Source organism: Rhizobium sullae, from assembly GCF_900169785.1.
GTDB classification, from domain to species: Bacteria; Pseudomonadota; Alphaproteobacteria; order Rhizobiales; family Rhizobiaceae; genus Rhizobium; species Rhizobium sullae.
The window spans coordinates 177,193-201,393 of sequence record NZ_FWER01000013.1; the positions used below are offsets into that span (position 1 = coordinate 177,193).

Consider the following 24,201-nt stretch of genomic DNA (forward strand, 5'->3'; position numbering starts at 1 on the left):
GCGTTTCGAGTGCTTGTCGATTTGGTTGGGGAGACGGGATATGGCTCCAGTGGGTCTGCGGGAATGGCTAGCAATCGCGCCGGTACTTGCATCAGGTAAATTGGCTCGCTACGGCGACGACACGGGCGGGCCTCTATTGCGTTTTGAGGCGGACTTCTGCGCCAAATTCAACGTACAGCACGGACTGACGATGAGCAGCGGCACTGCGGCGCTGGTGGCGGCGCTGGTGGCTGCTGGAATCGGTCCGGGCGATGAGGTGCTTGTGCCCGCTTATACCTGGATTGCGACCGCAGCCGCTCCACTGGCTGCCGGCGCAGTTCCGATCCTTGTCGAGATCGATCAAACATTGACGATGGATCCGACTGACATCGTTCGCAAAATTACACCCAACACGCGCGCGATCATTCCCGTTCACATGGCAAACATGGTCTGCGACATGGACAGCATCATGCGGATTGCACGGGAACATAGGCTAATCGTCATCGAGGACGCGTGCCAGGCCGTCGGTCTCACCTATAAGGGCCGGCGTGCCGGCACGATCGGTGACGTCGGCGCATACAGCTTCAATCAGTTCAAGAACATCAACATTGGCGAAGGCGGCGCGCTCGTGACCGACGACCCGCGTCTCTTTGCGCGTGCACGCATGTATCATGATATCGGATCGTTGTTCCGCGGTCATCTCGACAACGCCAACGAGCCGCCCATCCTCGGCATCAATTTCAAGGCAAATCAGATCCAGGGCGCCATGCTGAATGTGCAGTTGAAAAAGCTCGACCCGATGATTTCCCGCATGCGCAAACGCTACGACGCGATGACGGAGATCCTTGCCAAAAGCAATATGATGCGCGTCGGACCACATAATGACCCGACGAACGCCGCAGGGCTGCACGTCATCTTCGAAACGGCAGAAGCGGCGGGTGCCTTTGCGGCCGAGAACAAGCGCGGTGTGTATCGGCTCTACGATTCCAGCCGTCACGTCTACACGAATTGGCAGCCAATTCTGCAACAGCGGAGCGGCCATCCAGCCATGAACCCATTCAACTGGAGTGATAGGAAGATCGAGTACACGCCTGATATGTGCGCGCAGTCGCTCGACATTCTCAAGAGAACGTGCCGCATCAGTCTCGGCGAGAATTATCCTCTGGCGCTCGTGACTTATCTTGCCCGGCGTATGGTTCGGCAGCGCTCCTCTGCCACCGATGAGCTGTCCTATGCCACATGATCGGGATCGGGACGCAACCGGCCCTGGGATCATAGACATCTGGACGTGGAGCCTCGACGCCGTCGATCCCGATTTAGCCGCGATGTTGTCAAGTGAAGAGATCGCCCGTGCCTCGCGCTTTGTGCAAGCCCGCGATTGTCACCGATTTATTGCGGGGAGAGCGGGGCTGCGACGGATCCTCGCACGCTACCTCGCCGTTGCTCCACGTCGTTTAGGTCTGACCTACAACGCCTTTGGCAAACCGCAGATCGCTGGATCAAACAGGCGGCAACTTCACTTCAATCTTAGCCACACCGAGACGACGGCGATGCTTGCCGTATCGGACCACTACCATGTCGGCATAGACATAGAGACGATAAAGCCTCTGAAAGAGGACATTGCCGGTCACTTTTTTTCGCCGAAGGAATACATGACCCTGAAGATGCTGGCCCCAGAGGCATATCTTCAAGGCTTTTACTGCCTTTGGACACGGAAGGAAGCGTTCCTGAAGGCCCTCGGCGTCGGATTGTCGCTGCCGCTTGACGCATTCGATATCGCGATCACTGCGCCGCAGTTGGAGCGCCTGGATGGTGATGCGGATGCGCCTATCAACTGGAGCCTATTCGACGTCGATACACCATCGGGCCTCGTCGGTACGGTAGCCGCTTTGACAGTCGGAAACTCTGTCCGTCTGCGCTATCGAACGGAGGAGAATGACTTACTCACAGGCTTAGTCGCGCGTCAACGACATAACGCTCCCCTGCTGCATCGAAGTGATGACAGCCCCGCAAGCCCTTCTTGAAATCCGGCGTAATTGTACGGATACAACGCTCACGGTAGGCGGTCAGGCTCAGTTCCTCAATCTCCATGATATTCAGGCCATATCCGTAGATGCCGTGAGCGTTGCACTGCGAGGGGCGGTAGAGCTGGCCATTTCTTTCGAGGATCCGGCCGCCGTTTCGCGCGACCGTGCTCCCGATGACGACCGGATTGTGTTTGTGCGAGATGATACGCTTGAGCTCCGGACCGTCGACCTCGAAGAGGTAGAGTTCACTGCAATGGTCTTCATAGGCGTGGAAATCGGAGAGGTTCGTAAATAGCCACCATTTGCCCTTATGACGCGTGAGCACGCTATCGGCGGCCGAGCGCCCCTCGAACGCCGTCGAATAGAGTTCCCATTTCAGGGGGAATTCAACACACCGCCAGATCTCTATTCGCCGCGACTGGTGAGTTTCGGGCATCATGAAGATACTGTTCCCGTCGCGGAACACAAAGGGATAGGAGAGATGATGATCGCAACTGAGCGCGATGCCTACCGGTTCGATCTTGTCTCCGCGGAATCGGCCAACGGCGATGTGAGCCTTACGATCCCCATCGGCATAGGCCTCGTAGAACAAATAGCACTCGTTGCCGTACTGAAACAGGAACGGATCCGCTTTGATGTCGCTCTTTGTCGGCGGTATTTCCACCGATTCCCGTGGGTCGAAATCGTCAATGCGCCCTCTGCCAGTATAAAGCGTCCAGATCGCAGAGCCGGAATGCATTCTCGCTCTCAGCGCCTTGATTGCCCGCGCCAGGAAATGGCTCGACAAGCCACCCGCATAGCGGACCATATCAACGGACGATGGAGGCTTTACAACGTCATTGCGCCTCGACGGCTCAGCCTTCAATTCGCGGCTATCGGCAAGCCGACCCAATTCGCGCATAAGAAGGGTTACGGCGCGTTCCTTGAGGAAAGCGGCGTTGCGGGCGGCACTGAATTTGATGTTGAAGGACGGCGAAGCAATCGACGTCACACGAGCGTCGTCCTGCTTTGCATAGAGCAACAGTTCTGTCGCCGCAGACTTGGAAATCACATCACGATAGCTGAACCAGTCTGCTTTCCGCGATCTCTGATCGCAGAAATTGAAAGCCCACTCCCCAAACGGCAAGTCCCGGATTGCATCGCTGGGAAGGCTCGCAGGCGTCAGTCGGATAACCAGGTCAAGCTCACGCTCGTTGACGAGCTGGCGGGGCACGTCGATGTCGGCGGCAGCGTACGTTCCTAATACCCGCAGATCGTCGAAGCGTTGCCGATTGGCATCAAAAGTTTGGGGAGTGTAGCGGCGCTGTCGAGCAAGAAGCCGTCGCTCCAGATGCGATTCCAGCTCGAAGAGCCGCGACGCTTTCAAATGTCCAAAGGGATTCGGGTGGACAATGAAGGTAATGAGGGAAAAGCGCGGATCTGCCATGATCCGATCGAAGATCATAAGCTCCCAGTTCTCGAACCCCTCCTTCCGAGCAACGAGAACGCCAATCCTGAGAGGTCTAACGGTGTTCATGCTCGTGTTTCCATATTTGAGTTCGCTGGGGTCGGCGGCACTTCGCGTCTAGCCGTCGAGCTTCCTGGATACGATCGCGGCAAGTTCGCGAATGCCGTCGTTGCTCAGCGAATCCTCGTGCCATCCCTTGAGATCGAGGACGGCGGTGTCTTTCGCCACCGCATCGCCCCAACCGAAAAGCAGCTTGCGCGCTCGGGGATGATTGGCCTGGCTGCGCAGCAAAATTACCGATGGATCCTTGCTCTTTGCAGGCCGATAGCTGCGGCTTGCGCGCACGAGGAGCTCGGTGACTTCGGCATTGGCCTGCTCTTCGGGAGAATATTGACCGCCGCTGACGCCGAGCTTTTGCAACAGCGCAAGCGTTAAGTTGAATTCCTTCAGATATTCGATGAATGGTATGCGGCCAGAAAGCAACTTTCGCGTGAAGTAAATCGTCCGCTTGATGCGCCGCTCCGCATTCCAGCGCTTCTGACGTATCTTTGGCTGGGAACGGAAGTAGCCGGGTGCCCAGGCATCGATGATGACAGTAAAGCCGACTTCAACGCCTGCTTCACGCAACTGCCGAGTGATTTCCATTGCAAGGATTCCATTGACGCATAGCCCGACGATCGCAACCGAACCAGGGTCCGGCGGAATTTGCATAGCGTCGATGGCCAGCTTGGCAATCTGTTCGAGCGACATCTGCGCAAGCTCGCTGTCAAGCTTCGCGTTGAACATATTGATGTTGTGGACGGAGACAGTATCCAGCAACTCGTTCGCCAGACGATAGAAGAGGAACGGATGGTTGAACGTGTAGACCGCCGAGCGACCAGAGCCGCGTTTACAGGTGATCAACTCCCACGGATTAGGCGTTGCTTCAGCTGTCGTCGGAGCTTCAGAGGTTTCGAAAATTGCGGCCGCGAATTTTTCGAGGGTCGGCTCCTTGAAAAGCAGTTCCAGAGTGGGCTTTACGTCAAATCTCTCGCGTATGGACGACAGAAGCCGTAGAGCGAGTAACGAATGACCGCCGAGGGCAAAGAAATCGTCCTCGGGTCTAACGGACTGGACACCAAGAATTTTACTCCAGAGGCTAGCCAGAGTCTCTATTTTGTCGGTATCGGGCTTTCGGACGCGGCGTTCTGCAGGCATCGGTTGGGGTGCCGGTGCGGTCGGTAGCGGGTCGCGCAGATGAAGGCTTGCACGGTCTATCGTGCCGCCGCTTGTCCTCGGCAAACTGAGGAGGATGCTGATACCGCTCGGCATCGCGTCAGGAGGCAATTGTGTCGCGAGATATTGCATCAGCACGGCAGGCAGACGGTCGATCGGCTCGCTCAAGGTTGGAACCGGGGCCACAAACGCTACACGACGTGCGGGGTGTGGTTCCGTTACGACAGCGACATCGCCCACGGACGGATGGGTGCGGAGTATTTTCTCCAATTGCGCCGCATGCGCATCGCGCGGCTTCGATGTCACAGGCCTACAATCCGGCACCACGAGAGAGGAAAGCAATGCGTCGGGATTGCTCAGCGCGATTTCGTACGTTTCCTGCCAAAGCTTAAGAAGGGCCTCTATCGTGCTCTTGTGGAATAGATCGGTATTGTACTCGATGTTCATGCGCCAACCGCTGGGCCGTCCGATCATCATGAAGCTCAGATCGTAAAGCACGCCCGGCGATTGCGACGGAGCGCTGATCAACTCGAAGTCGCCATAGCGGTGGTCCTCGAGAAAGGCTTTCTGCAGGTTGAAGTTGATCGATATCAGTGGATTGCGTGACGGATCGCGGATCGGATTGACGAGTTCAACCAGTTTGTTGAACGGCATGCGCTGGTGATTGAGGACGGCTTCCAGCGTTTCGTTGGCAGAGCGGAAGTGTTCGGCGAACGAGACATCGTTGGTAAAGTCATACCTGAACACAAGATTGTTGATAAAGACACCGATCAGATTTTCGAGATCGGTATCCTCGCGGCCAGCAACCTGTGAGCCGAACAAGACCGTCGGAGCATTCGTCAGACGATGCAGCATGGCGCTCATGATCGCTGCGCCGTAGCTATAAAGAGACACGCGATTTTTGCGCGCAGCGGCATCCATACGATCGCCGAACGAAAGCGGCAAAAGGATTGAGATTATGTCGCCATGGCTCGTTTTGACGGCGCCGCGGGGCCGATCGGGAGGAACTTCGAAATATGGCGCTCCCGTCAGCCGCTCCCGCCAGAAGGCTTTTTCCGTCTCGAAACCATAGCTGCTAAGATATTCCTCCTGCCACAAGGCGTAGTCGCCATACTGCAGCTCAATGTCCGGCAGGGCCGGTGTTCGAGCGTGATCAATCGCGGCTGCGATCTCCCCAACCTCTCTGCCGAGCACCCGGATCGACCACCCATCAAAGCAGCTTTGGTGCGCCGTTATGAGCAAAAACCCGCGATCATTCTCCGCCATCAACAGCGTAACATGAAAGAGGCCCGGCCTGCTGAGATCAAACGGGGCCCTGGCCGTCTCTTCGCCAATGGACGAGATCCTTTTCTCGCGCTGCTCAGGCGGCATATTTCTCAGATCGATCACCACCATCTTGAAATCAGTCTTTTCCACGGCCTGTTGAAAAGGCTGCCCATCTCTTTCAATGAAGCGCGTGCGCAAGACCTCGTGGCGTTGGATGACCTTACGGAAAGCCGCTTCGATGGTAGACGCCTTGAAGGTGCCGCGAATCTCCCATCGAACCGCAACGTTGAGCGCCGGATTTCCGGGATTCAGCTGATTAAGGATCCAGCAACGCAATTGTGTTTGCGTGCACGGGAATTCACCAACAATTTCCAGTTCTTCTTCCGACTTCGCGGGGGTGCTTTCAACCGTACTCATAACGCCCTCTCAAGTCCGCGGCGCGCGCCTTTGCGAAAGTCCTTTAGTGATGGCACACGATACTGCGCGGCGCTCTGATCCAACTCGCTTTGCGTTTCCGCAAATGCTGCCAGTTCCGCGATAGAGGGGTGGCGAAGCAGGTGTTTCGCTTCGAGTAGAAGACCGGCATCGAGCATGCGCGCAGCGATGCGAAAGATCATGAGGGAGTCTGCGCCGAGAGCGTAGAGGTTGTCATCGACACTCATCTCCGAGACGTTCATTACCTCCTGCCAGATCGCCAGCAGCTTCTCTTCCATATCCGTTCGCGGCTTTATTCTGATGACCTGAGCCTCGCGCTGAGGCACGCCGCGCTGCTGAAGGCTCTTGCGGTCGAGTTTACCATTTGGCGTTTGAGGTAGCTCGTTCTCGGTAACCCAAAAGCTTGGAATCATGTAGCCGGGAAGGCTCGCCTTTGCATGAGCGGCAAGTTCGGCAGAGACTAGCTCTGTGCCGCTCGCTTCCGGAGCGACATAGCATACGAGGGTCTGGTCACCTTTTTTGTTTTCCGCGGCGACGACCGCGCATTGGCGGACGCCGGGAGCTTTCGAGACCACAGCCTCTATGTCACCAAGTTCAATTCGGAAACCACGCAGTTTGATCTGCTGGTCACGACGTCCGTGCAATTGCAGTGAGCCGTCGGCTAGCCGTCGGCCGACGTCGCCGGTCTTGTAAAGGCGCTTAGGTTGACCGCCATTGAAAGAAACCGGGACGAACGCTTTTTCTGTTAGGTCCAGCCGATCGAAGTAACCAGAAGCCAGACCGTCTCCGCCGATGCACAATTCGCCGGTGACACCAATGGGAACAACGTCCTCGCTCTCGTCAAGGATATATAGCTGCGTGTTGGCAATCGGATGGCCGATCGTGATAGGCGCGTCAGCGTCGGCGATGCGTTGCACTGAGGACCATATTGTCGTTTCGGTTGGGCCATACATGTTCCACAACTCGCCACCGACGCCGAGCAGCGACCTGGCAAGTTCTTTTGGCAGGGGCTCGCCGCCGCAGAGCATCTTGAGCCCCGGCCGTTGCTTGATCCCCGCCTCCACGAGCATCTGCCACAGGGTCGGCGTTGCCTGCAGTGCAGTAGCGCCGCTTCTGTCGATGAGATCAACCAGAGCAAAACCATCTTGCACCTGTTGCCGATCTGCGATGACTACCTTGCCGCCGGTCACCAGCGGCAGGTACAATTCAAGACCGGCGATATCGAACGCGATTGTCGTTACGGCAACGATGGTGTCGTTGGCCGAGAAGCCTGGCTCCTTTGCCATGGAGACAAGGAAGTTGGTCAAGGCGCCGTGGGAAACCTCGACGCCTTTCGGCGCGCCGGTAGAGCCCGAGGTAAAGATGACGTAGGCGGGCGCCGCCGGGTCAGAAGGCGAGTTTTTTAGAACGGCCTCCGTCGCCGCGTTGATCGCTTTTGCGTCCTTATCGATGCGAATGACAGGCACACCCGCCATTGCGAGTCTCGCCGTAGCATCACTGTCGCAAATCATGCCGCCGATGCGTGCTACTTCGATCGTCTGGCGCAGACGCTGCTCGGGATGAGAAGGATCCATCGGGACGTAAGCATGGCCGGCTTTCATGATCGCCAAAAGCGCAACGATCATCCCCAACGATCGCTCGACGAGAAGCGCAACACGCTGGCCGGGTTCGGGGATCGTCATTTGGATGTAAAGGGCAAGCTGGCTCGATTTGGCTTCGAGTTCGCCATAGGTGATGGCGTTGCCAGCATACTCGACAGCAATAGCGTTCGGTTGCTCGGCCGCCTTGCGGGAGAACAGCGAGAACACCGTTTGGTCGCGCTCGTACTCGACGGCCGTGTTGTTCAGGCGGTCGATCAGCCAACCTCTTTCCTCGCCGGACAACATTGGCAGTTTGGAGATTTCGGTGGCCATGTCCCGGGCCAGCGCTGCTGCGATTGTCGAAAAATGACCAATCCAGCGCTCGATCGTGGAGCGATCGAAGACGTCGGCATTGTAGTCAACATCGATTCGAATGGTATCTTTTCCTTCGCTCATGTTGAAAAACATGTCGAAGTTAGAATATGCCTTGGGGTTCGGCGCCATTTTTGCGTTCAAGTCGCCGAAGGCACCGCCGCCGGCAAAGCGCTCCAGATTGAACTGTATCTCGGTCAGGGGCAGACGGCGCGAATCCCGTTTCACGCCAAGCTTGCGAACGAGCGTTCCGTAAGTGTAGGCCTGATGCTCAAAAGCCTGAAAGACAAGCTGCTGCGTTGCTTTCAGATGTGTAAGGAAGGATTCGCCCGGTGATACGCTTTGGCGCAGGGGAAGGAGATTGACGCAGTGGCCGACAAGGATCCTGTCGCCGATCAGGCTCTGTCCCGCCGACGGAATAGCAATGACGATGTCCTGCTGGCCTGAAAGCCGCGAGATCATCACCTGCAAGGTCGCAAGCAAGGTCGAGAACAACGTCGCACCGGACTTGGCACCGGCCTTTTTCAGGGCCTTATAGACCTCACCGTCGATGTAACCGGTGCAGGTGCCGCCAGCAAAGGTGCGGTGTTCTGGCCGCGTGCGGTCGAGTGGCATCTCCGGCAGATCCGGAATATCCCTGAACTGATCGAGCCAGAACTGTTCGGTTTCTCCCGAGGTCTCCGGCTTTGGAGCAAGATCCGTTGCGTAGGTCGCAAAGGAAAGGGCAGGCTCCAAGTGTGGTGTCTCCCCACGCAAGATCGCCCCGTAGGCCGCTGCCAGTTCGTCGACAAAGACATTCAGCGACCACCCGTCACAGATGATATGATGACCGGTGAACACGAATACGTGCTTGTCGGCCGACAACCGCACGATGCAGGCGCGTACCAAAGGCCCGTTGACGAGGTCAAACGGCGTGCGTGCCTCGTCATCTATAATTTCCTGTAACCTGGCTTCGCCGTCGGGCTCGTGCGAGAAGTCGACAAGCGGGGCCTCGAGAACAAAATCGGCAACGAACTCGAAGCGGTCGCCGACGCGGTCAAAACGGATGTGCAGCGCGTCATGGCGTCCGGTAATGGTTTGAAGCGCCTGGCGGAAGGCACTTTCCTCAAAGTCGCCTTCAAGCGTCAGCGAGAATGACTCGTTGAACGAACAGGATGCTTCGTCGCCGGCCTGCGCGGCCAGCCAGATTTCCGTTTGTGCTTCGGTAAGCGGCGTGGAGGCTGGTCGAACGATGACGTCAATGGCCGCAGAGGTAGCGGCGGCGTGCATGGCGCCGGGTGTCGTCGCGGCTGGAGCCAGAATTCCCACCGCCTGCAGGGCATCGAGGCTCTTGCGAAATGTTTCGGCGATAGCCTGGAAATCTTCCTCGCTATGTGCGGTCGTCAGGAAGCAGGGATATCCCTCCTGGATGTGGATCCCGTTCAAGCGCATAAGCGGATAGACAAGCGCTCCGAGAGGGTCGTCTCCCGCAAAATCTGTGATGAACCAACTTTTGTAGCCATGGATGACATTGGCAATGTCGCGCTTAGCCAGATCAGCATTCATTTCCGCGACGAGCGCCTGGGTACGTTCGGCGACGCGGTCATAGAGGTCGGCCCCGACACCCTGAATATGCTCCAAGACCGCACGCACGGCCGCAAGCACGACAGGGTGACGGACAAACGTTCCCGCAAAAAATGTCGGCGCAGTCATAGGAACCGTGTCGTCGCCATAGTTCCAAGAACCTCCGTCGAGCGCATCCATGAAACGACTGTTCCCGGCCAGGATTCCGACAGGCATGCCCCCCCCAATGACCTTGCCATAGGTTGCCATGTCACCCTTTATGCCCCAAACCGCTTGCATGCCGCCGGGGTCGACGCGGAAGCCAGTCACCACCTCGTCAAAAACGAGAGCAAATTCGGATTGCGTTGCAATGCTGCGGAGTTCCCTCACGAATTCCACTGGGCGCAGCTCAGGATGGCGGCTTTGGACCGGTTCGATGATAACCGCTGCGATATCTTGGGCGTTCGAACGGATGAATTCGAGGCTTTCGGGTGCGCCATAACGCAAGACGATCATGTTGGCGACGGACGCCGACGGGATTCCGGAGGCGATCGGAATCGCGACGGGGTTATCTGCCCGGTTTCGCCCTTTAACCAAGACCTCGTCAAATTGACCATGATAATCATTGGAGAAGACCACGATGCGGTCGCGTCCGGTTACAGCACGTGCAAGCCTCATTGCGGCCATCACCGCCTCGGACCCGGTATTGCAGAAAGTGACGCGCTCGTGACCCGTGACAGCGCAGAGCATTTGCGCGACCTCACCGGCCAGCGGCGTTTGTGGCCCGATGGCAAAGCCTAACTCAGCTTGGTCCTTGACCGCCTGCACGACGATATCTGGAGCGTGACCAAACGCGGTTTGTCCAAATCCATTGACGAGATCGATGTATTCATTGCCATCGATGTCCCAGATGCGGGAGCCTTTCGAACGATCACACACCAGCGGGAATACCATCTCCTTCCATTCAGGACGGAATCCGGACGCGGTGCGCGGATCGGCAAGGCGGCGACGATGGGTGTTGGTCGAAGCCTTTGATTGCGCGTTCTTGGCCGCGTATGCGTCGATTAATTCGGCAATAAAGGCTTTCTTTTCCGGCGACATTTCCGGAACCATGCTCTTTGAGCCGGGACGATAGAGCTTCATGCGCCGTGAATTGGCGGCATCGTCAACGCCCTCCTGCGACGGTTTGGAGGTCACAGTTGGGATGGTGACGGGCGCAACTTGCATCGGCATTGATGGCGGCGCGGCGGGGACAACCGGCTGCATTTGTGGCTGAGCGGCGACCGCATCGCTCTTAGCCGACTGGAGCAGCTGAAATTGCTGGGAGAACAGTGCCTGAACCAGTTGAAGCTGCGATTGCATCACGCCTTCTAAACCGGCGGCAGGTGCGGAGACGGCCAACGGCATTGTGTTGGCGGCGGTCGCGGCTGGTTGCGCCTGGACGGCCGACGCTGCGGGTGCTGCCGCCGGCGGCGAAACGGCGATCGCCATTTCGACCTGCAAACTTTCGACGGGCGGGGCGGCTTCAGGCGGCATCTGCCTATCGAGGTAAAGCGCCAGATCGGCAACCGACGGAATATTGCTCAGGAGTTCGCGAAATGACAGTTTGATCCTATATTCCCTCTCGATCCTCTGTGCGAATTGGCCGATCAAAAGGGAGTCAAAGCCGAGCTCCAGGAAGGTGGCAGACCTTTCGTCAGCGCCAAGCGGATCTCCGGACATATCGCTGAGAATGGCAAGCAGCGAGGTTTCGAGCGCAAGGGCGCGATTGGATAGTGAAGGAACAACGTTCATCGTTTTCAACTCGTCCTCAGGTTGTTCTTTGGTCTCTGATGATGCGGTGGCTTCAGGCGTTGCGTGCGGCGTTGAAACGGTCTGCTGGCTTGCAGCGCGGCGAGCGGATGGGGGGGCGTCAATCCAATGACGCTGGCGTTGGAACGGGTAGGTTGGCAATGCCACCCGCCTCTTTGCCGCAGCAGGCAGGGCCGGCCAATCGAGCCTGCATCCGGCCATCCAAAGCTTGCCGTGTGCCTCCGCAAGGCTTTCGGCGGCAGCATAGGCGCGGTCATGTTCCGGCAGCGATTGCACGATCGCGGCGACCCCCTCCCTGGCGATGGTCTGAGAGGCAAAGACCGAAAGCGTTCGGCCCGGGCCGACTTCCATCAGGACCGGTCTCTGGCTGCGGCACAGCGTCGCCAATCCCTCAGAGAAATGAACCGGTTCCCGACAATGCCGGGCCCAGTAGTCCGGCGAGGTGCCGCGGTCGTTCGTCTGCCAGTCGCCCGTCACACATGAAATGTAGGGTATGGTCGCAGTCCCGTAGGTCACTCTTGCCATTTCGTCACGCAAGGCCTCGGCGGCATCATCCATCATGGCGGAGTGAAAGGCGTGGGATGTGTGCAGCCGGCTGAATGCGATTTCTGACTTTGCCAGGGCGGCGCATACCGCTTCGACACCCTCGAACGGACCGGATATCACGCACAATTTCGGGGCATTGATTGCAGCGATCTCGACGCCATCACGAAGATGAAGTGCAACCGTTTCAGCGTCGGCGCGAACCGAAACCATTGCACCCTGCGGTTGCTTTTGCATGAGATGTCCACGCGCGGCGACCAACCGCAAGCCATCTTCAAACGAGATCACGTTGGCAAGCGCCGCTGCAACGAACTCCCCGACGCTATGGCCGATCATAGCGTCGGGTTTGACGCCCCGCCCCATCCAAAGCCGCGCCAGCGCATATTCGACGAGAAAGAGGCAGGGCTGAGCGATGCGCGTCTCGCGCTGCTCCTCGGCCCTGGTCTGCGTCACGGCACCGGTGTGGCAAATATAGTCGCGAAGATCGGCGTTGAGCGTCATCTTCATCATCGCCGCTCCGCGATCGATCCAACGCGCAAAGTCCGGCTCGTCGCTATAAAGGGCTGTACCCATGCCGACATATTGCGCGCCTTGCCCCGGAAACATGAATGCGACCGGTGGTGGCGTCTCGCTCGCCACTGAGGATTGATAGCGGTCGGCGACGAGCCGCTCCTGCGCTTCCTCGGCATTCGTCGCTGCAATGGCAATACGGTGGCTGAACTGGCGCCGTCCGGCCTGGAGCGTATGGGCAAGCTCGGCGAGCGACGCGTCGGGATGCTTTACCAGGTGATTTTTGAGATTGCTGCGCATTGCCGACAAGGCAGCCGGATTGCGTGCGGAAAGTGGCAGGATATGCGGCCCTCGCACGTCGCCTTCCATATCCCGTTCCCGCGAGGGAGCCTCTTCGAGGATGACATGAACATTCGTGCCGCCGACACCGAATCCACTAACACCGGCATACCGCGGCCCTTCCTGCTTCGGCCAATCCATCATTTCGGCGGGAATATAAAAGGGGCTGTTGTCGAGATCGATGCGCGGGTTCGGGCGGGTGTAATTTGCCATGCCCGGAATTTTCGCGTTCTTCAGAGCCAAGGCCGTCTTGATGAGGCTGCACACGCCGGCGGCCGCGTCCAAGTGACCGACATTGCCCTTTACCGAACCGAGCGCGCATTTGCCCTTCTGCCCCCAGATCTCAGCAAACGCCTCTTTCAAGCCACCGAACTCGATGGGATCGCCAAGAGGCGTCGCGGTACCATGACATTCGATATAGCCGATCGCCGATGGCGCGATGCCGGCATTTGCCAAAGCGGCCGAGATCACGTCGGCCTGCCCGTCGACGCTCGGCGCTGTGAACCCGACTTTGTCTGAGCCATCGTTGTTGACGCCATAGCCGCGCACGACCGCATAAATGGGGTCGCCATCGCGTAGGGCGTCTTCTAGCCTTTTAAGCAACACCACCCCGGCACCGCTGGCGAAGACCGTTCCGGCCGCGTTCTCGTCGAAGGGTCGGCAGACCCCATCTGGCGACACCATTCCGCCTTCCTGATAAAGGTATCCGCGCTTCTGCGGAATCGTGATGGAGACACCGCCGGCGAGCGCCATGTCGCAGCTGTAGGTCTGCAGGTTCTGGCAGGCCTGGGAAACAGCGAGCAGTGAGGTCGAGCAGGCCGACTGCAATGTGAAGGCAGGGCCACGCAAATTGAACTTGTAGGCGACACGCGTCGCCAGGGCATCGTTGAGCGCGCCGACGATCTGCTGGAAGCAGCCAATCTGATAATTGGAGGCAAATTCCTCCGCCTTGGCGCGATCGCTCAGCACATTATTGATGAGGTAGGTCGGCATGGAAGCGCCGGCGAAGACACCGATCGGTCCTCCAAAACGCTCGGGATCGTATCCAGCACTTTCCAACGCTTCCCAGCAAATTTCGAGAAAGACCCGGTGCTGCGGATCGGTGAGGGCCGCTTCCCGCGGAAACATACCGAAGAATTCGGCATCGAACATTTCGACATCGCCGAGATTTGGTCGTGCCGGCACATAGTTCGGCATGGAGCGCTCTTCATCCGTAAAAGCATCTTCGATCTCATCTGGCGTGAATTTCGAAAATGCATTGCGCTTCGCGCAGATGAGCTGCCAAAGGGCGTCGATCGTGGGTGCGCCCGGGAAGCGACCTGACATGCCAACGATTGCTATACCGCCCGAGTCGTGGTTCTCGTCGGTGCCGCCAAAATCCCGGTCCTGCGTCATGAACTGCTCCTGCGGAATTGGCTCATCGTCTTGCGCTGCAGTGCGGCACGCCGGGCGGCTGATGCGGAGCGGAGAGAATCTGACGCCTTGCCGTTCAGAAAGAGTGCCAACTCGCGAATGGTCGGATGCTTGAAGAGCATGACGACGTCTACCCCCCGCCGCAGATGCGCCTCCAGACCGCCATGGACGCGCATGAGCTGAAGTGACGTCCCTCCCAGATCAAAAAAATTCCTGTTGAGTGCGATTTCTTCCCTGCCCAGTGCTTCCCGCCAGAGATTGACCAGCACTGCCTCCACCTGGCTCTCGGGGGCCTCCCGGATTGAGCCCTCGGGTTCAGCCGGCGGCAGGCTCAGTTTTGAGCGGTCAACCTTGCCGCCCGGTGTCATCGGAAAACTGTCGAGCACAAGTGCTGAGTTCGGGATCATGTGCGCCGGCAGCGTTCTGCGCAGCGTTGCCATGACTGCGCCGGCGAGATCCGGGTCTTTGCCAGCGCTGGTTTCGCAAGGGCGCAAATAGGCCACCACGTGCTTTAGCGATTGGCTCTGTGTGTGGCAGACAACGATTGCATCAGCCAGACGGGAATCGCGTCTCAGCGCGGCTTCGATCTCATCAAGTTCGATACGTTTGCCATTGATCTTTACCTGCCGGTCCCGGCGTCCCTTAAAGGCGACCATGCCATCTACGCCCATGATCGCGAGGTCGCCAGTTAAGTAGCAACGCTGCGGTCCATCTCGTGTCTCGACCATCACGAATTTTTCTTCGGTGAGCTCCGGTCGGTTGAAATAACCAACCGCGAGGCCGTCGCCGGAAATTGCAAGCTGCCCTTCAATGCCGGCGGGAAGCTCACGCAGCGTTTCGTCGAGGATGCGGATGCTGGTATGGGCTACCGCCATGCCGATTGGCAATTCGGGCGCCGAAAATCCCTGCGGAATGGTAAAGGCCGTCGCAAGTACCGTCGTTTCCGTCGGACCATATGCGTTGGTGAGGATGCAGCCCGGATGCCTGTCAAGGAAACGGCGCGCATGCGCTGCCGATGCCACGTCGCCGCCGAAAAACACATGACGCAGGCTTGGCAAGTCGCGATCGGAATAGTCTGCGAACAGATGAAACAGGCCAGTTGTGAGGAGCATAGAGGTGACGTCGTAGTTTCGAATGACTTGGCAAAGGCCCGCAACAGAGAAGTTTACATCCGGCATGATCACAAGCGCGCAACCATTCAGAAGCGCACACCAGATCTCCCAAGTCGACGCGTCGAATGAAATGGTTGAGGCGTGAAGGACGACATCCCTACGTGTGAGGGAGTGGTAGTTCTGATCAAGAGCAATCCGGGAAATTCCTCTGTGGGGGATAGCTACACCTTTTGGACGCCCGGTCGAGCCGGAAGTAAACATGACGTAGGCTAGGTCTCCTCCCCCGATCTCGACCATCGGCCTTGCCGCTGTGGGCGCAACTGCCACCTCTAACAGGAGGGTGTTGGCATCGACGATATTTGTCCGTTCGCTTGAAGCAGAGCTGATCTTTTCGATAGATGCGGCATCGACGAAGACGACTTTCGGCTCGCATTCAGCGAGGACATAGTCGAGATGCTCGTGTGGGTAGGCCGGATCGAGAGGGAGATAGGCGCCGCCGGCTTTAAGGATTGCCAGCATGCAGATGATAGTATCGAGGCTGCGCGGCAATAGGAGGCCGATAACGTCGCCCCTGCCGACGCCAAAGCCCTCCAGTCGCGCCGCCAGACCATCTGAAAGCCTATCGAGTTCACCGTAGGTGACTGACCTGTCGCCGAAAACGAGCGCGGTCGCACGAGGAGCTATCTGGGCTTGCTGATGCACAATTTCATGTAGACTGCGATCGCGGTCATAGTGCATCGCCGTGGAAAGCTCGTTCGGTTCGCAAAAGGCGAGATCGGTCATAGGGGCCCTTCCGTGCTGCCTGAGTGAGACAATTCGTCACTCAGAATTTCACGCCGGCGGAAAATCGCCAGTTGATCATTGGGATGACAATGAGTGCACGAAAGCCTTAGAAGGCCAGCTTCCGCATACTCTGTTACGCGCGGCGGACGGCGCGCGCTTGTTCGCTAACGCGTTGTGCGACCTGAATTTTTCTTCATTGGCAGTGGAGGTAGAACGGATGATTGACGGGTTAGTTGCGCCTGTCGTTTGGGCCGGCCGTCACTTGGCGCTGTACGCCCGAACGTAATCCACAAACATGTGTGAAGGCTCCGGGATGTTCGCGTCGCCTGCGTCCTCCGCCAGCGCGAGATTGACAAGGATATACATCGGCTGACGGTGCTCCGGCTGGGTTTTGGTTTTCCAGACCAATTTCTTGTCGAAATACATGCGGATGAATTCGGAATCTATCTTTACGCCGTATGTGTGAAAATCGGTGGGTTTTGCGTCGCGGAACGCCTCGATGCGCGAGAAATCCGAGTAATGCCCGCCACCGCGGCGCCAGACATGGACGGTCGAAGAGTATCCTTCCGGTTTGTCCCCGTAGAATTCAAGAACATCGATCTCGGCGGTCGATTTCGACCTGTCCTTGCCAATCAGCCAGAAAGCCGGCCAAAGACGAGGCCCAATGGGTAACCGTGCGCGCGTCTCGAAATATCCATAACATTGCGAAAAACCTGCCCCTTTCGGGTCGACGGAAGCAAGAAGCCCCGACCGCCAATCGCCCTGGGCGTCACGGGCCGCCTCGATGCGGAGCACACCGTCAGTGACGACAAATGGAAAACCGAGTTTGGGATTGGCAAAACGAGCGCCACCGAAATCGCCCGACCATGGGGTATGAGCGATCCAGCGGGTCCCAGGGCCCCAAGCGGATACATTGAGATCATCGAAGTTGTCTTCGAAGCTAAGCTTCATCTGCTCAGTATCGAGACTGTCCCCGGTATCGCCAGGCGGCGTGCAGCCTTCGGCATGCGCAATGCCGGCCCATATGAGGGCTGCAGCAATCATGGTGCTCAGGCGGCGACCAGTTGACCGGGTCCAGCCCGCCTCGAGACCAAAACAGGTTTTGGGCGTCAACGTTCTCATGCCGAGGAAGGTATCCCACGCGCACTTTCCCGGGAAAGGGCCTAATTCGACCTAACCGGTACTGCAAAGGGCTTAGAACGGTCGTAAATACAAACCGCTTTAGCGCATGATAGATTTCTTATTTAGGAAGCTAGGTGCGGTGGATGCGAGTCGAATTCCTTGGGCTGGTAACTATTCTGCTGGGGGTAATTTTGATGCTCGCCCCCGTCAAATATTCTTTCACATGGATGATGCTGTCGACGGCATTCGGCGCGGCCGCGGCCTTCACGCTCAGCATGGGAGCGTCGATCCTAGTGCCAAATCTCTTTTTGCTCTTTTTCACCATGCGAATATTCATGGCGTTTGGCGAAGGGCAGATTTTTGCTGCGTTTTCTCTGCAGCGTGCCGGATTTATCCTGCTGGTACTGACGGTCTTCGGACTGCTTACGGCAGTATTTTTTCCGCGGCTTTTTCAGGGAATGACTGAAACCATGGTCGTGGAGCGATCGGTCGGTCTGCGCAACATAATCTCGCTCGTGCCGCTTCGCGCTTCTGCGAGCAATATAACGCAGCCTGTTTATGCTTTAGGCGGCCTGGTTGCCTTCGCCAGCACTTTTGCGTTCTTCAGGTGTACAGGTACCCATGATGACCTGATCAGAGCCGCGTTGATCACCGCGAGGGTGATATTGATCTTCGCGCTGATTGATATCGTCACCTATTTCTCGCGTACAGAGTACCTGCTTAGTTTCGTCAGGACAGCAAACTACGCTCTGTTGACCGCCGCCGAGAAAGGAGGGCTGAAGCGGATTTCCGGGACTTTTCCGGAAGCATCAGCGTTTGCGGGCTACACGCTGATCCTGTTTGCCATGTTGGCCAGTCTCTGGCTCGACAACATTCGTGCCCGGACAACCGGTCGACTCACGATACTTCTGCTCATCGCATTGATCTTCTCGACATCGGCGACGGGGTTGGTCGGCATTGCGGCTATCATTCCGGTCCTGTTTTTGAGGTCGCTTTTCGTTTCGCCTGCAGGCAGGCCCCACCCCCCCGCGCTCTTCATTGCCGTCTCAATCGCGGCGACCCCGCTCGTCGTTCTTCTTGTCTTTGCGACGTTGCCCGAGGTCTCTGCGAGTGTCAGCAGCTTCTTTGATGAAATGCTGTTCTCAAAAGCTGACAGCCAGTCAGGGCGCGAGCGCGCTGAGTGGAATGCCGTTGCTTACAAGACCTTCCTCGATACATTCGGTTTGGGTGCCGGGCTGGGGAGTGCGCGTGCCTCCAGTTTCGTGTTGGTCCTGCTCTCCAACGTTGGTGTGCTCGGCATTTTGTTATTCGGCCTATTCATATGGGCTGTGCTGTCAGCAAGCCCACCTGCGAGGCAACTGCACTCGAACGGACGTGATGCGGCAATGCGCGCCGCGAAAATGGGAATCCTGGCGGTGCTGGTCGAAGCTTCCACATCCGGGACGGTCTATGACCTCGGGCTGATGATCTACGTTCTCGCGGGTGCCACCACAGCCCTCGCTTCGCCGCACGCATTCAGTGCAAGCGAGCCCGTCTCCAATGCGATGAGCTCGCAGGAGCGGCAATCATGAGCAGGACGCCCTTCAAGATCGTCGTCTTCAACGTCAAATACAGCGAGAACCTTGGCGATGGCATATTGGCTTTGTGCATCGAGCATGGCCTTTTGCAAACTGGCGGCGGCATCGAGGTGGAGACTGTCGATCTCGCCGGCCGCCAAGGGTTCGGCGGCACAAGCAGCAGCCGTCGCCGGCATCTGCTCAAGCTGCTTCAAAGGCTGCCAAAGCCTGCGCGGCGGTTGGCTGTCGGGTTCGTCGTCCGGCGAAGGCTCCGGCGGCAACGTGTGGAATGGGAACGGAAGATTGCCGCGGCGGATGCCGTCGTCATCGGAGGCGGCAATATTTTCCAGGACGACGACCTGAATTTCCCCTTAAAGATCGGAACAGTTCTGGATTGCGTTCGTCGCTTCGACCGCCCGCTTGCGATTTATGCTGTTGGCGTAAGCGCCGATTGGTCGGAGCCAGCCAGGCGGCTGTTCGCCCGCATCGGCGGCGTGCGGCTGCTGCATGTCTCGGTACGGGATAGGTTTGCTTACGATAGCTGGTGCCATCACTTTCCAGCCGGGCCGGCTCCGGACATCATCCCTGATCCTGGACTCCTGATCCACCAACTGGCCGATACTGCGCGCGTACCGAGCGCGAGAAAGACGGTCGCCATCTGCGTCACGGAACCGGTGGTCCTCAAGCGGCATGCCAGCCAGGCAGGTCCGATTCCGCTTGGAGATGCGGCCGGGTACCGCAAGCTGATAAATGCGTTGATCGACGACGGATTCAGCGTGATGCTATTCTGCAACGGCGCCACGGAAGATCACATTTTCGCGAGGGCGATCGTGAACGAAGGCACGATGGTGCATCATCTTACCTCAGGCGTACTCCACCTTGCCGATCGGCCTACGGACGTAGGGCAGTTGCTGCGGCTGCTGAATGCCGCAGATGTCATCCTTTCCCATCGTCTCCACGCCTGCATCGCCGCCTATTCCCTGCGCATTCCGCATGTCGGACTCAGCTGGGATAAAAAGGTCGAAGGCTTTTTCCGCTCCGTCGGGCGCGAAGCCTATTTCGTGGATGCGGAGCATATGCCTGCGAGCGAAACTTCCGCTCTTCTTAAGGCCGCGCTCGCCCAAGGCATTGATCAGGAAAGATATAATCTGACGATGGACTGTGCGGAAACGGGAATGCGACGTTTGCGATTTGCGCTGGGGCCAGACCTGACCTCCGGATGTCCGATGCCGGACGACGTGCGAGGCGTTGCAGTCGGCCCTCGTTGAATCCCACCTTGAAGGACCCGATATTCGTCTGCTTGTCGATTGCCGGCGAAGTGTTGTTTTATGATGCCCTGAGAGATTCAATGTATGACCGTAGTCCTGAAGCGCGCGATATCATCGCCATTCACAAACAACTTAAGCAAAATGGAGTAAGCGACACGGCAAAAGACGCATGATATTGTGTCAATTCTAACCTTAAGATTATACTTTTGATCAGTTGAAGCGGATGTTCGCTTACGGGGTTTGGGGAATGGCAACACTGACCACCGCGGAATATGAGCGTTCTGCAAATCGTCATCTCAAGCGTCGCGAATTTGCGGGAGGAGCGTACCGCGGCTACCAAGCCGGCGAAACGATCTTCGACATTGGACATCGCCGGACCCGCACCTTCTATCTAGTCAGCGGCTGGATAATATCCTGGAAGCTGCTTCCAAATGGCACACGGATGGTGTCCGATTTTTCGCTTCCCGGCGATATCGTCTGGACTGCTTCGGCGGAACTGTCTCGCGAGACGATGCAGGCGCTCTCCAACATCCGCATCTACGAACTGCCGGCGCTTGGCGATCGAAAGCCCGAGAGCGCGTCGAACGACCTTCACCGCGCGCTGCTCATGGAGATGGTGCGCCGTCAGGCCCGGCTGACCGAAAGGATGGCGAATATCGGCCGACGGGACGCTTTTGCCCGTACGGCGCATCTTCTTCTCGAACTGGCTGTCCGGCTAGATGTCTTCCAGCATGAGTCGGTGGATGGGTTTGAATGTCCGCTGACACAGGCCGAAATCGGTGATGCCGTCGGTCTTTCGACCGTCCATATTAACCGCGTCCTGAAGGAAATGCGGCTCAGTGGCCTGCTTGTATTCAAAAGCGGCGTCGTCGAATTCCTGGACCGGAAGAAGCTTGAGGAACTGGTCGATTTCGACCCAAGCTACCTGGCGCCGCCGGGGGAGCGTCGGCTGTAAACTCCCAAAATACTTCCAGGCGGTCGGGCTCTTCGAAAGAAAGCCGACAACGCATCCCTGTGGATAATTCTATATATATGAGGATTATTCACAATACGCGTAATTCATTATGACTAGAAGGATTAGCGGTCATGTTGCCGTGCAGTACGAAATAAGTTTTAGATCTGATCTTTTATAAGTAATGATTAACATATGTTAATGACGACAGTTATAATAGATGCAAGTTTAAATTTGGGGCGTTTGAATTTCATATGAATGAAATTGTACTTTGGATCAGCAGACATAGTTTGATCTAACTGTATGATTCGCAAGTAAAGCGTATGTATTTCAAACGAGTCTCTAGTTTTGGCTGCCAATTTTGTTGAGAGTAGGAGTCGGCTATGAACGGGCAACAAATAACCAATGAAAATACTAGTGCCGCAAGGACAACCCGCCTCATTTCCTTGAAGGCGAGGGATCCCGTGCGGAGTTTGTCGTCGGCGAGTTTCGTTACGACGGAAGAGCATACGGAATATCTGCTGCTGATCGATTCGCGTGCGCTTGACCGGGAGTGTCTGTCACGCAGCCTTCGCGATTACCAACCGACCTTAAACATCATTTCCGCCAATTCGCTGGAGGACTGGCAGAACCAGCATATCCAGCATGATCCCGCCGTCATCCTCTTGATGATCGGCGGAAAGAAGATCACGGACGTCGATGTGGGCCAGACGATCGCGAAATTGACCGAGAAGTTCAAATCCAGCCCGGTCGTCGTGGGCGCGGAAAGCGACGAACTTTCGCAAATCCTCAAAGCGCTGGAATACGGCGCCCGAGGCTACATACCCACAACTGTTAGTATTGGCGTCGCTGCAGAAGCAATCGGCCTGGCTCAGGCCGGGGGAATCTTCATTCCTGCAAGCAGCATTCTTGCCGCGAGACATGTCATCAGCGCGGTCAGTAGCGGAATGAACTGCGCTGAGGAACTCTTCACGCCACGTGAAGCGGTCGTAGCGGAAGCCTTGCTGCGCGGCAAGGCCAACAAGATCATCGCCTATGAAATGAAGCTTTGCGAAAGTACGGTAAAGGTTCACATCCGCAACATCATGAAAAAGCTGAATGCCACCAACCGTACGGAGGTTGCCTACAAGATCAGGGATTTCATGCATTAGTCGTGAATGGCTGTTGCTGAATTGCCTGAAGCTGAGGTGAAGGCGCTGCGTATGCTTTCGCGGGCAGGGCCGTCGCGTGTACCGCCTAGTAAGAGGCGGATTGCGCGGTTGCCTGCGAAGGAGCCGAGGTCCGATGCCGCTTGATGGTCGAGAAGGAAGATATCTGAGCGTCCCCTGCGCCGTCCAGGTCGGGGGGCGCTGTTTTTCTGGATAAGACGGAAGACAGCTCGATATTCGTGAGACAAAAAGCCGGGCTCGCTTCAGCAATGAAGCGAGCCCTTCCGCAAGGAGCTTGTCGCGGTCATTAGTCCGCGAGTATTAGCTGCCGCATTTGGAATTGGCTCTACTCGGTACTGCCCCCGATCCCAAGGCAAGGATGCCATACTACTGCACGAAATCAATTAATCCCTTTGGGTTATGGGCCGGCCGCCAGTACCTGTCTTATTCTGGCACAGGAAGCGCGTTTCAGCGGGCCATCGGGTGTAGGAGCGGCTCATCCATTTGGAGAAGTGTTCAAGACCGGGAATCCGTGGTCTGATGCTCGGGAGCGGTATCACGCTTGCGTGACCGTCTCTTTACTCCTCCGATGAAGGGAGAAGGGCTCGCCGATAGGCAGGGCGGGTCCTTTTTCCTTGGCCATGCGGGATTTTATCTGCCGCTCAGCTCTTTGTGGGTCCCTTTGCCACAGCGGCGGAGACGGCGTTGACCTTGCCGCCCGGGGCATAGCCGCCGCCGATGGCGACGTTGAGCGAGACATAGTCCTTGGCCATCTGCTGCACCGAAGCGGCAAGACTTGCCTGGGCGAGCGACACCTGGCGCTGGGCGTCGAGCACGTCGAGCAGCGAGGAGGCGCCGTCCTTGTAGCTCGCCGTCGACAGTTCCAGCGATTCCTGCGTCGTCTTGACCTGGGCGCGCAGCGCTTCCACCGTCTGGGCGTCGCGGCGTACCGCCGACAGTGCGTTCTCCACCTCTTCGACGGCGTTGAGCACTGCCGCCTTCCAGGCGAGATAGGCGGTTTTGGCGTCCGACTTGGCGATGTCGACATTGGCGCGCAGGCGGCCGCCGTCGAAGATCGGCAGGCTGAGCGTCGGGCCGAACGACCAGGTGGTCAGGCCGCCGCCGCTGCCGCCGGCCGGGTTGACCCAGGTCGGCGAGATCGCGCCGGAGAGCGAGATCGACGGATAAAGCTGCGATTGGGCGACGCCGATATTGGCGGTCGCCGCCGCCAGATTGCGCTCGGCCACGCGGATGTCGGGACGGTTGCGGATCAGGTCGGCCGGAATGCCGGAGATGATGCCGGCACGGTAGATCGGCTGGGAAGCACCCTTCTGCAGCTCGGCCATCAGCGCCGACGCCGGCAGACCGAGCAGCGTGGCGATGTGATGCGCCGAGACGCGGAAGTTGGTTTCGAGATTAGGGATTTCGGCCTGCGTCGACTGCACCAGGCCCTCGGCCTGGACGACGTCGAGCCTGGAGGCTGCCCCGGCTTCCAGCTGGAACTTGGTGAGGTCATAGGTCTCCCGGCGCGATTGCAGGTTGGCCTTCGACAGCGCGATGCGCTCCTGGAAGAAGCGGGCGTCGATATAGGTCGAGACGAGGTCCTGCAGGAAGGCCAGCCGCGCGACGTCGGCGCTGGCATAGGCCGAATCGAGCGAGGCAAGCGCGCTTTCCTTGGAGCGGCGGTACTGGCCGAAGAGGTCGAGCAGCCAGGAGACGTTGGCGTCGCCGCCGGTGGTGTTGGTGGCGCCCACCCGGGTGCGCTCCGAGCCCATCTGGC

The 24,201-nt window shown here is 57.8% G+C and carries 12 protein-coding genes; 6 read left to right on the plus strand and 6 right to left on the minus strand.

Annotated features, from left to right (window positions below):
- The first annotated feature begins 40 nt into the window (after window positions 1–40).
- Window positions 41–1,222 (plus strand): DegT/DnrJ/EryC1/StrS family aminotransferase, encoded by a 1,182-nt coding sequence (locus BN1800_RS14095; protein ID WP_037141945.1) that lies wholly within the window; start codon window positions 41–43, stop codon window positions 1,220–1,222.
- Window positions 1,212–2,003 (plus strand): 4'-phosphopantetheinyl transferase family protein, encoded by a 792-nt coding sequence (locus tag BN1800_RS14100; RefSeq protein ID WP_086998394.1) that lies wholly within the window; start codon window positions 1,212–1,214, stop codon window positions 2,001–2,003. Before BN1800_RS14095 ends, BN1800_RS14100 begins: the two co-directional genes overlap by 11 nt.
- On the opposite strand, the gene BN1800_RS14105 is transcribed toward BN1800_RS14100, so the two are convergent.
- The 5 genes from BN1800_RS14105 to BN1800_RS14125 form a co-directional block, all read right to left on the minus strand.
- Entirely contained in the window at window positions 1,924–3,522 is a 1,599-nt protein-coding gene (locus BN1800_RS14105) for a glucosamine inositolphosphorylceramide transferase family protein (protein ID WP_086998397.1), read from the minus strand. The genes BN1800_RS14100 and BN1800_RS14105 overlap by 80 nt on opposite strands.
- A gap of 48 nt (window positions 3,523–3,570) precedes the next feature.
- Complete coding sequence (locus BN1800_RS14110; RefSeq protein ID WP_086998399.1) at window positions 3,571–6,351, minus strand: condensation domain-containing protein; 2,781 nt, start codon at window positions 6,349–6,351, stop codon at window positions 3,571–3,573.
- A complete protein-coding gene (locus tag BN1800_RS14115) occupies window positions 6,348–14,462 on the minus strand; it encodes a hybrid non-ribosomal peptide synthetase/type I polyketide synthase (RefSeq protein WP_086998402.1) in 8,115 nt (2,704 codons plus the stop codon). The genes BN1800_RS14110 and BN1800_RS14115 overlap by 4 nt, the downstream gene beginning before the upstream one ends.
- Window positions 14,459–16,375 carry a non-ribosomal peptide synthetase gene (locus tag BN1800_RS14120; RefSeq protein ID WP_086998405.1) on the minus strand — a complete coding sequence of 639 codons (1,917 nt, stop codon included), beginning with the start codon at window positions 16,373–16,375 and terminating at the stop codon, window positions 14,459–14,461. The genes BN1800_RS14115 and BN1800_RS14120 overlap by 4 nt, the downstream gene beginning before the upstream one ends.
- Before the next feature lie 258 nt (window positions 16,376–16,633).
- A complete protein-coding gene (locus BN1800_RS14125) occupies window positions 16,634–17,497 on the minus strand; it encodes a glycoside hydrolase family 16 protein (RefSeq protein WP_244564493.1) in 864 nt (287 codons plus the stop codon).
- 143 nt (window positions 17,498–17,640) lie between these two features.
- Between BN1800_RS14125 and BN1800_RS14130 the strand changes: the two genes are divergently transcribed.
- From BN1800_RS14130 to BN1800_RS14145, 4 genes are all read left to right on the plus strand, one after another.
- Window positions 17,641–19,068 (plus strand): hypothetical protein, encoded by a 1,428-nt coding sequence (locus tag BN1800_RS14130; protein WP_063829599.1) that lies wholly within the window; start codon window positions 17,641–17,643, stop codon window positions 19,066–19,068.
- The gene (locus tag BN1800_RS14135) at window positions 19,065–20,321 is read left to right on the plus strand and encodes a polysaccharide pyruvyl transferase family protein (protein ID WP_086998412.1); all 1,257 of its coding nucleotides are present in this window, start codon (window positions 19,065–19,067) and stop codon (window positions 20,319–20,321) included. The genes BN1800_RS14130 and BN1800_RS14135 overlap by 4 nt, the downstream gene beginning before the upstream one ends.
- 247 nt (window positions 20,322–20,568) lie before the next feature.
- On the plus strand, window positions 20,569–21,276 hold the full coding sequence (locus tag BN1800_RS14140) for a Crp/Fnr family transcriptional regulator (protein WP_086998415.1): 708 nt from the start codon (window positions 20,569–20,571) through the stop codon (window positions 21,274–21,276).
- 461 nt (window positions 21,277–21,737) lie between these two features.
- The gene (locus BN1800_RS14145) at window positions 21,738–22,424 is read left to right on the plus strand and encodes a LuxR C-terminal-related transcriptional regulator (protein WP_244564494.1); all 687 of its coding nucleotides are present in this window, start codon (window positions 21,738–21,740) and stop codon (window positions 22,422–22,424) included.
- Window positions 22,425–23,083: 659 nt separating this feature from the next.
- Here BN1800_RS14145 and BN1800_RS14150 read toward each other — a convergent pair.
- A partial coding sequence (locus BN1800_RS14150) for an efflux transporter outer membrane subunit (RefSeq protein WP_086998453.1) occupies window positions 23,084–24,201 on the minus strand: 1,118 nt, incomplete at its 5' end.

Coding starts and splice junctions, on each gene's coding strand:
- BN1800_RS14095 (WP_037141945.1), top strand. CDS start 41: ATGGCTCCAGTGGGTCTGCGGGAATGGCTAGCAATCGCGCCGGTACTT.
- BN1800_RS14100 (WP_086998394.1), top strand. CDS start 1,212: ATGCCACATGATCGGGATCGGGACGCAACCGGCCCTGGGATCATAGAC.
- BN1800_RS14105 (WP_086998397.1), bottom strand. CDS start 3,522: ATGAACACCGTTAGACCTCTCAGGATTGGCGTTCTCGTTGCTCGGAAG.
- BN1800_RS14110 (WP_086998399.1), bottom strand. CDS start 6,351: ATGAGTACGGTTGAAAGCACCCCCGCGAAGTCGGAAGAAGAACTGGAA.
- BN1800_RS14115 (WP_086998402.1), bottom strand. CDS start 14,462: ATGACGCAGGACCGGGATTTTGGCGGCACCGACGAGAACCACGACTCG.
- BN1800_RS14120 (WP_086998405.1), bottom strand. CDS start 16,375: ATGACCGATCTCGCCTTTTGCGAACCGAACGAGCTTTCCACGGCGATG.
- BN1800_RS14125 (WP_244564493.1), bottom strand. CDS start 17,497: ATGAGAACGTTGACGCCCAAAACCTGTTTTGGTCTCGAGGCGGGCTGG.
- BN1800_RS14130 (WP_063829599.1), top strand. CDS start 17,641: ATGCGAGTCGAATTCCTTGGGCTGGTAACTATTCTGCTGGGGGTAATT.
- BN1800_RS14135 (WP_086998412.1), top strand. CDS start 19,065: ATGAGCAGGACGCCCTTCAAGATCGTCGTCTTCAACGTCAAATACAGC.
- BN1800_RS14140 (WP_086998415.1), top strand. CDS start 20,569: ATGGCAACACTGACCACCGCGGAATATGAGCGTTCTGCAAATCGTCAT.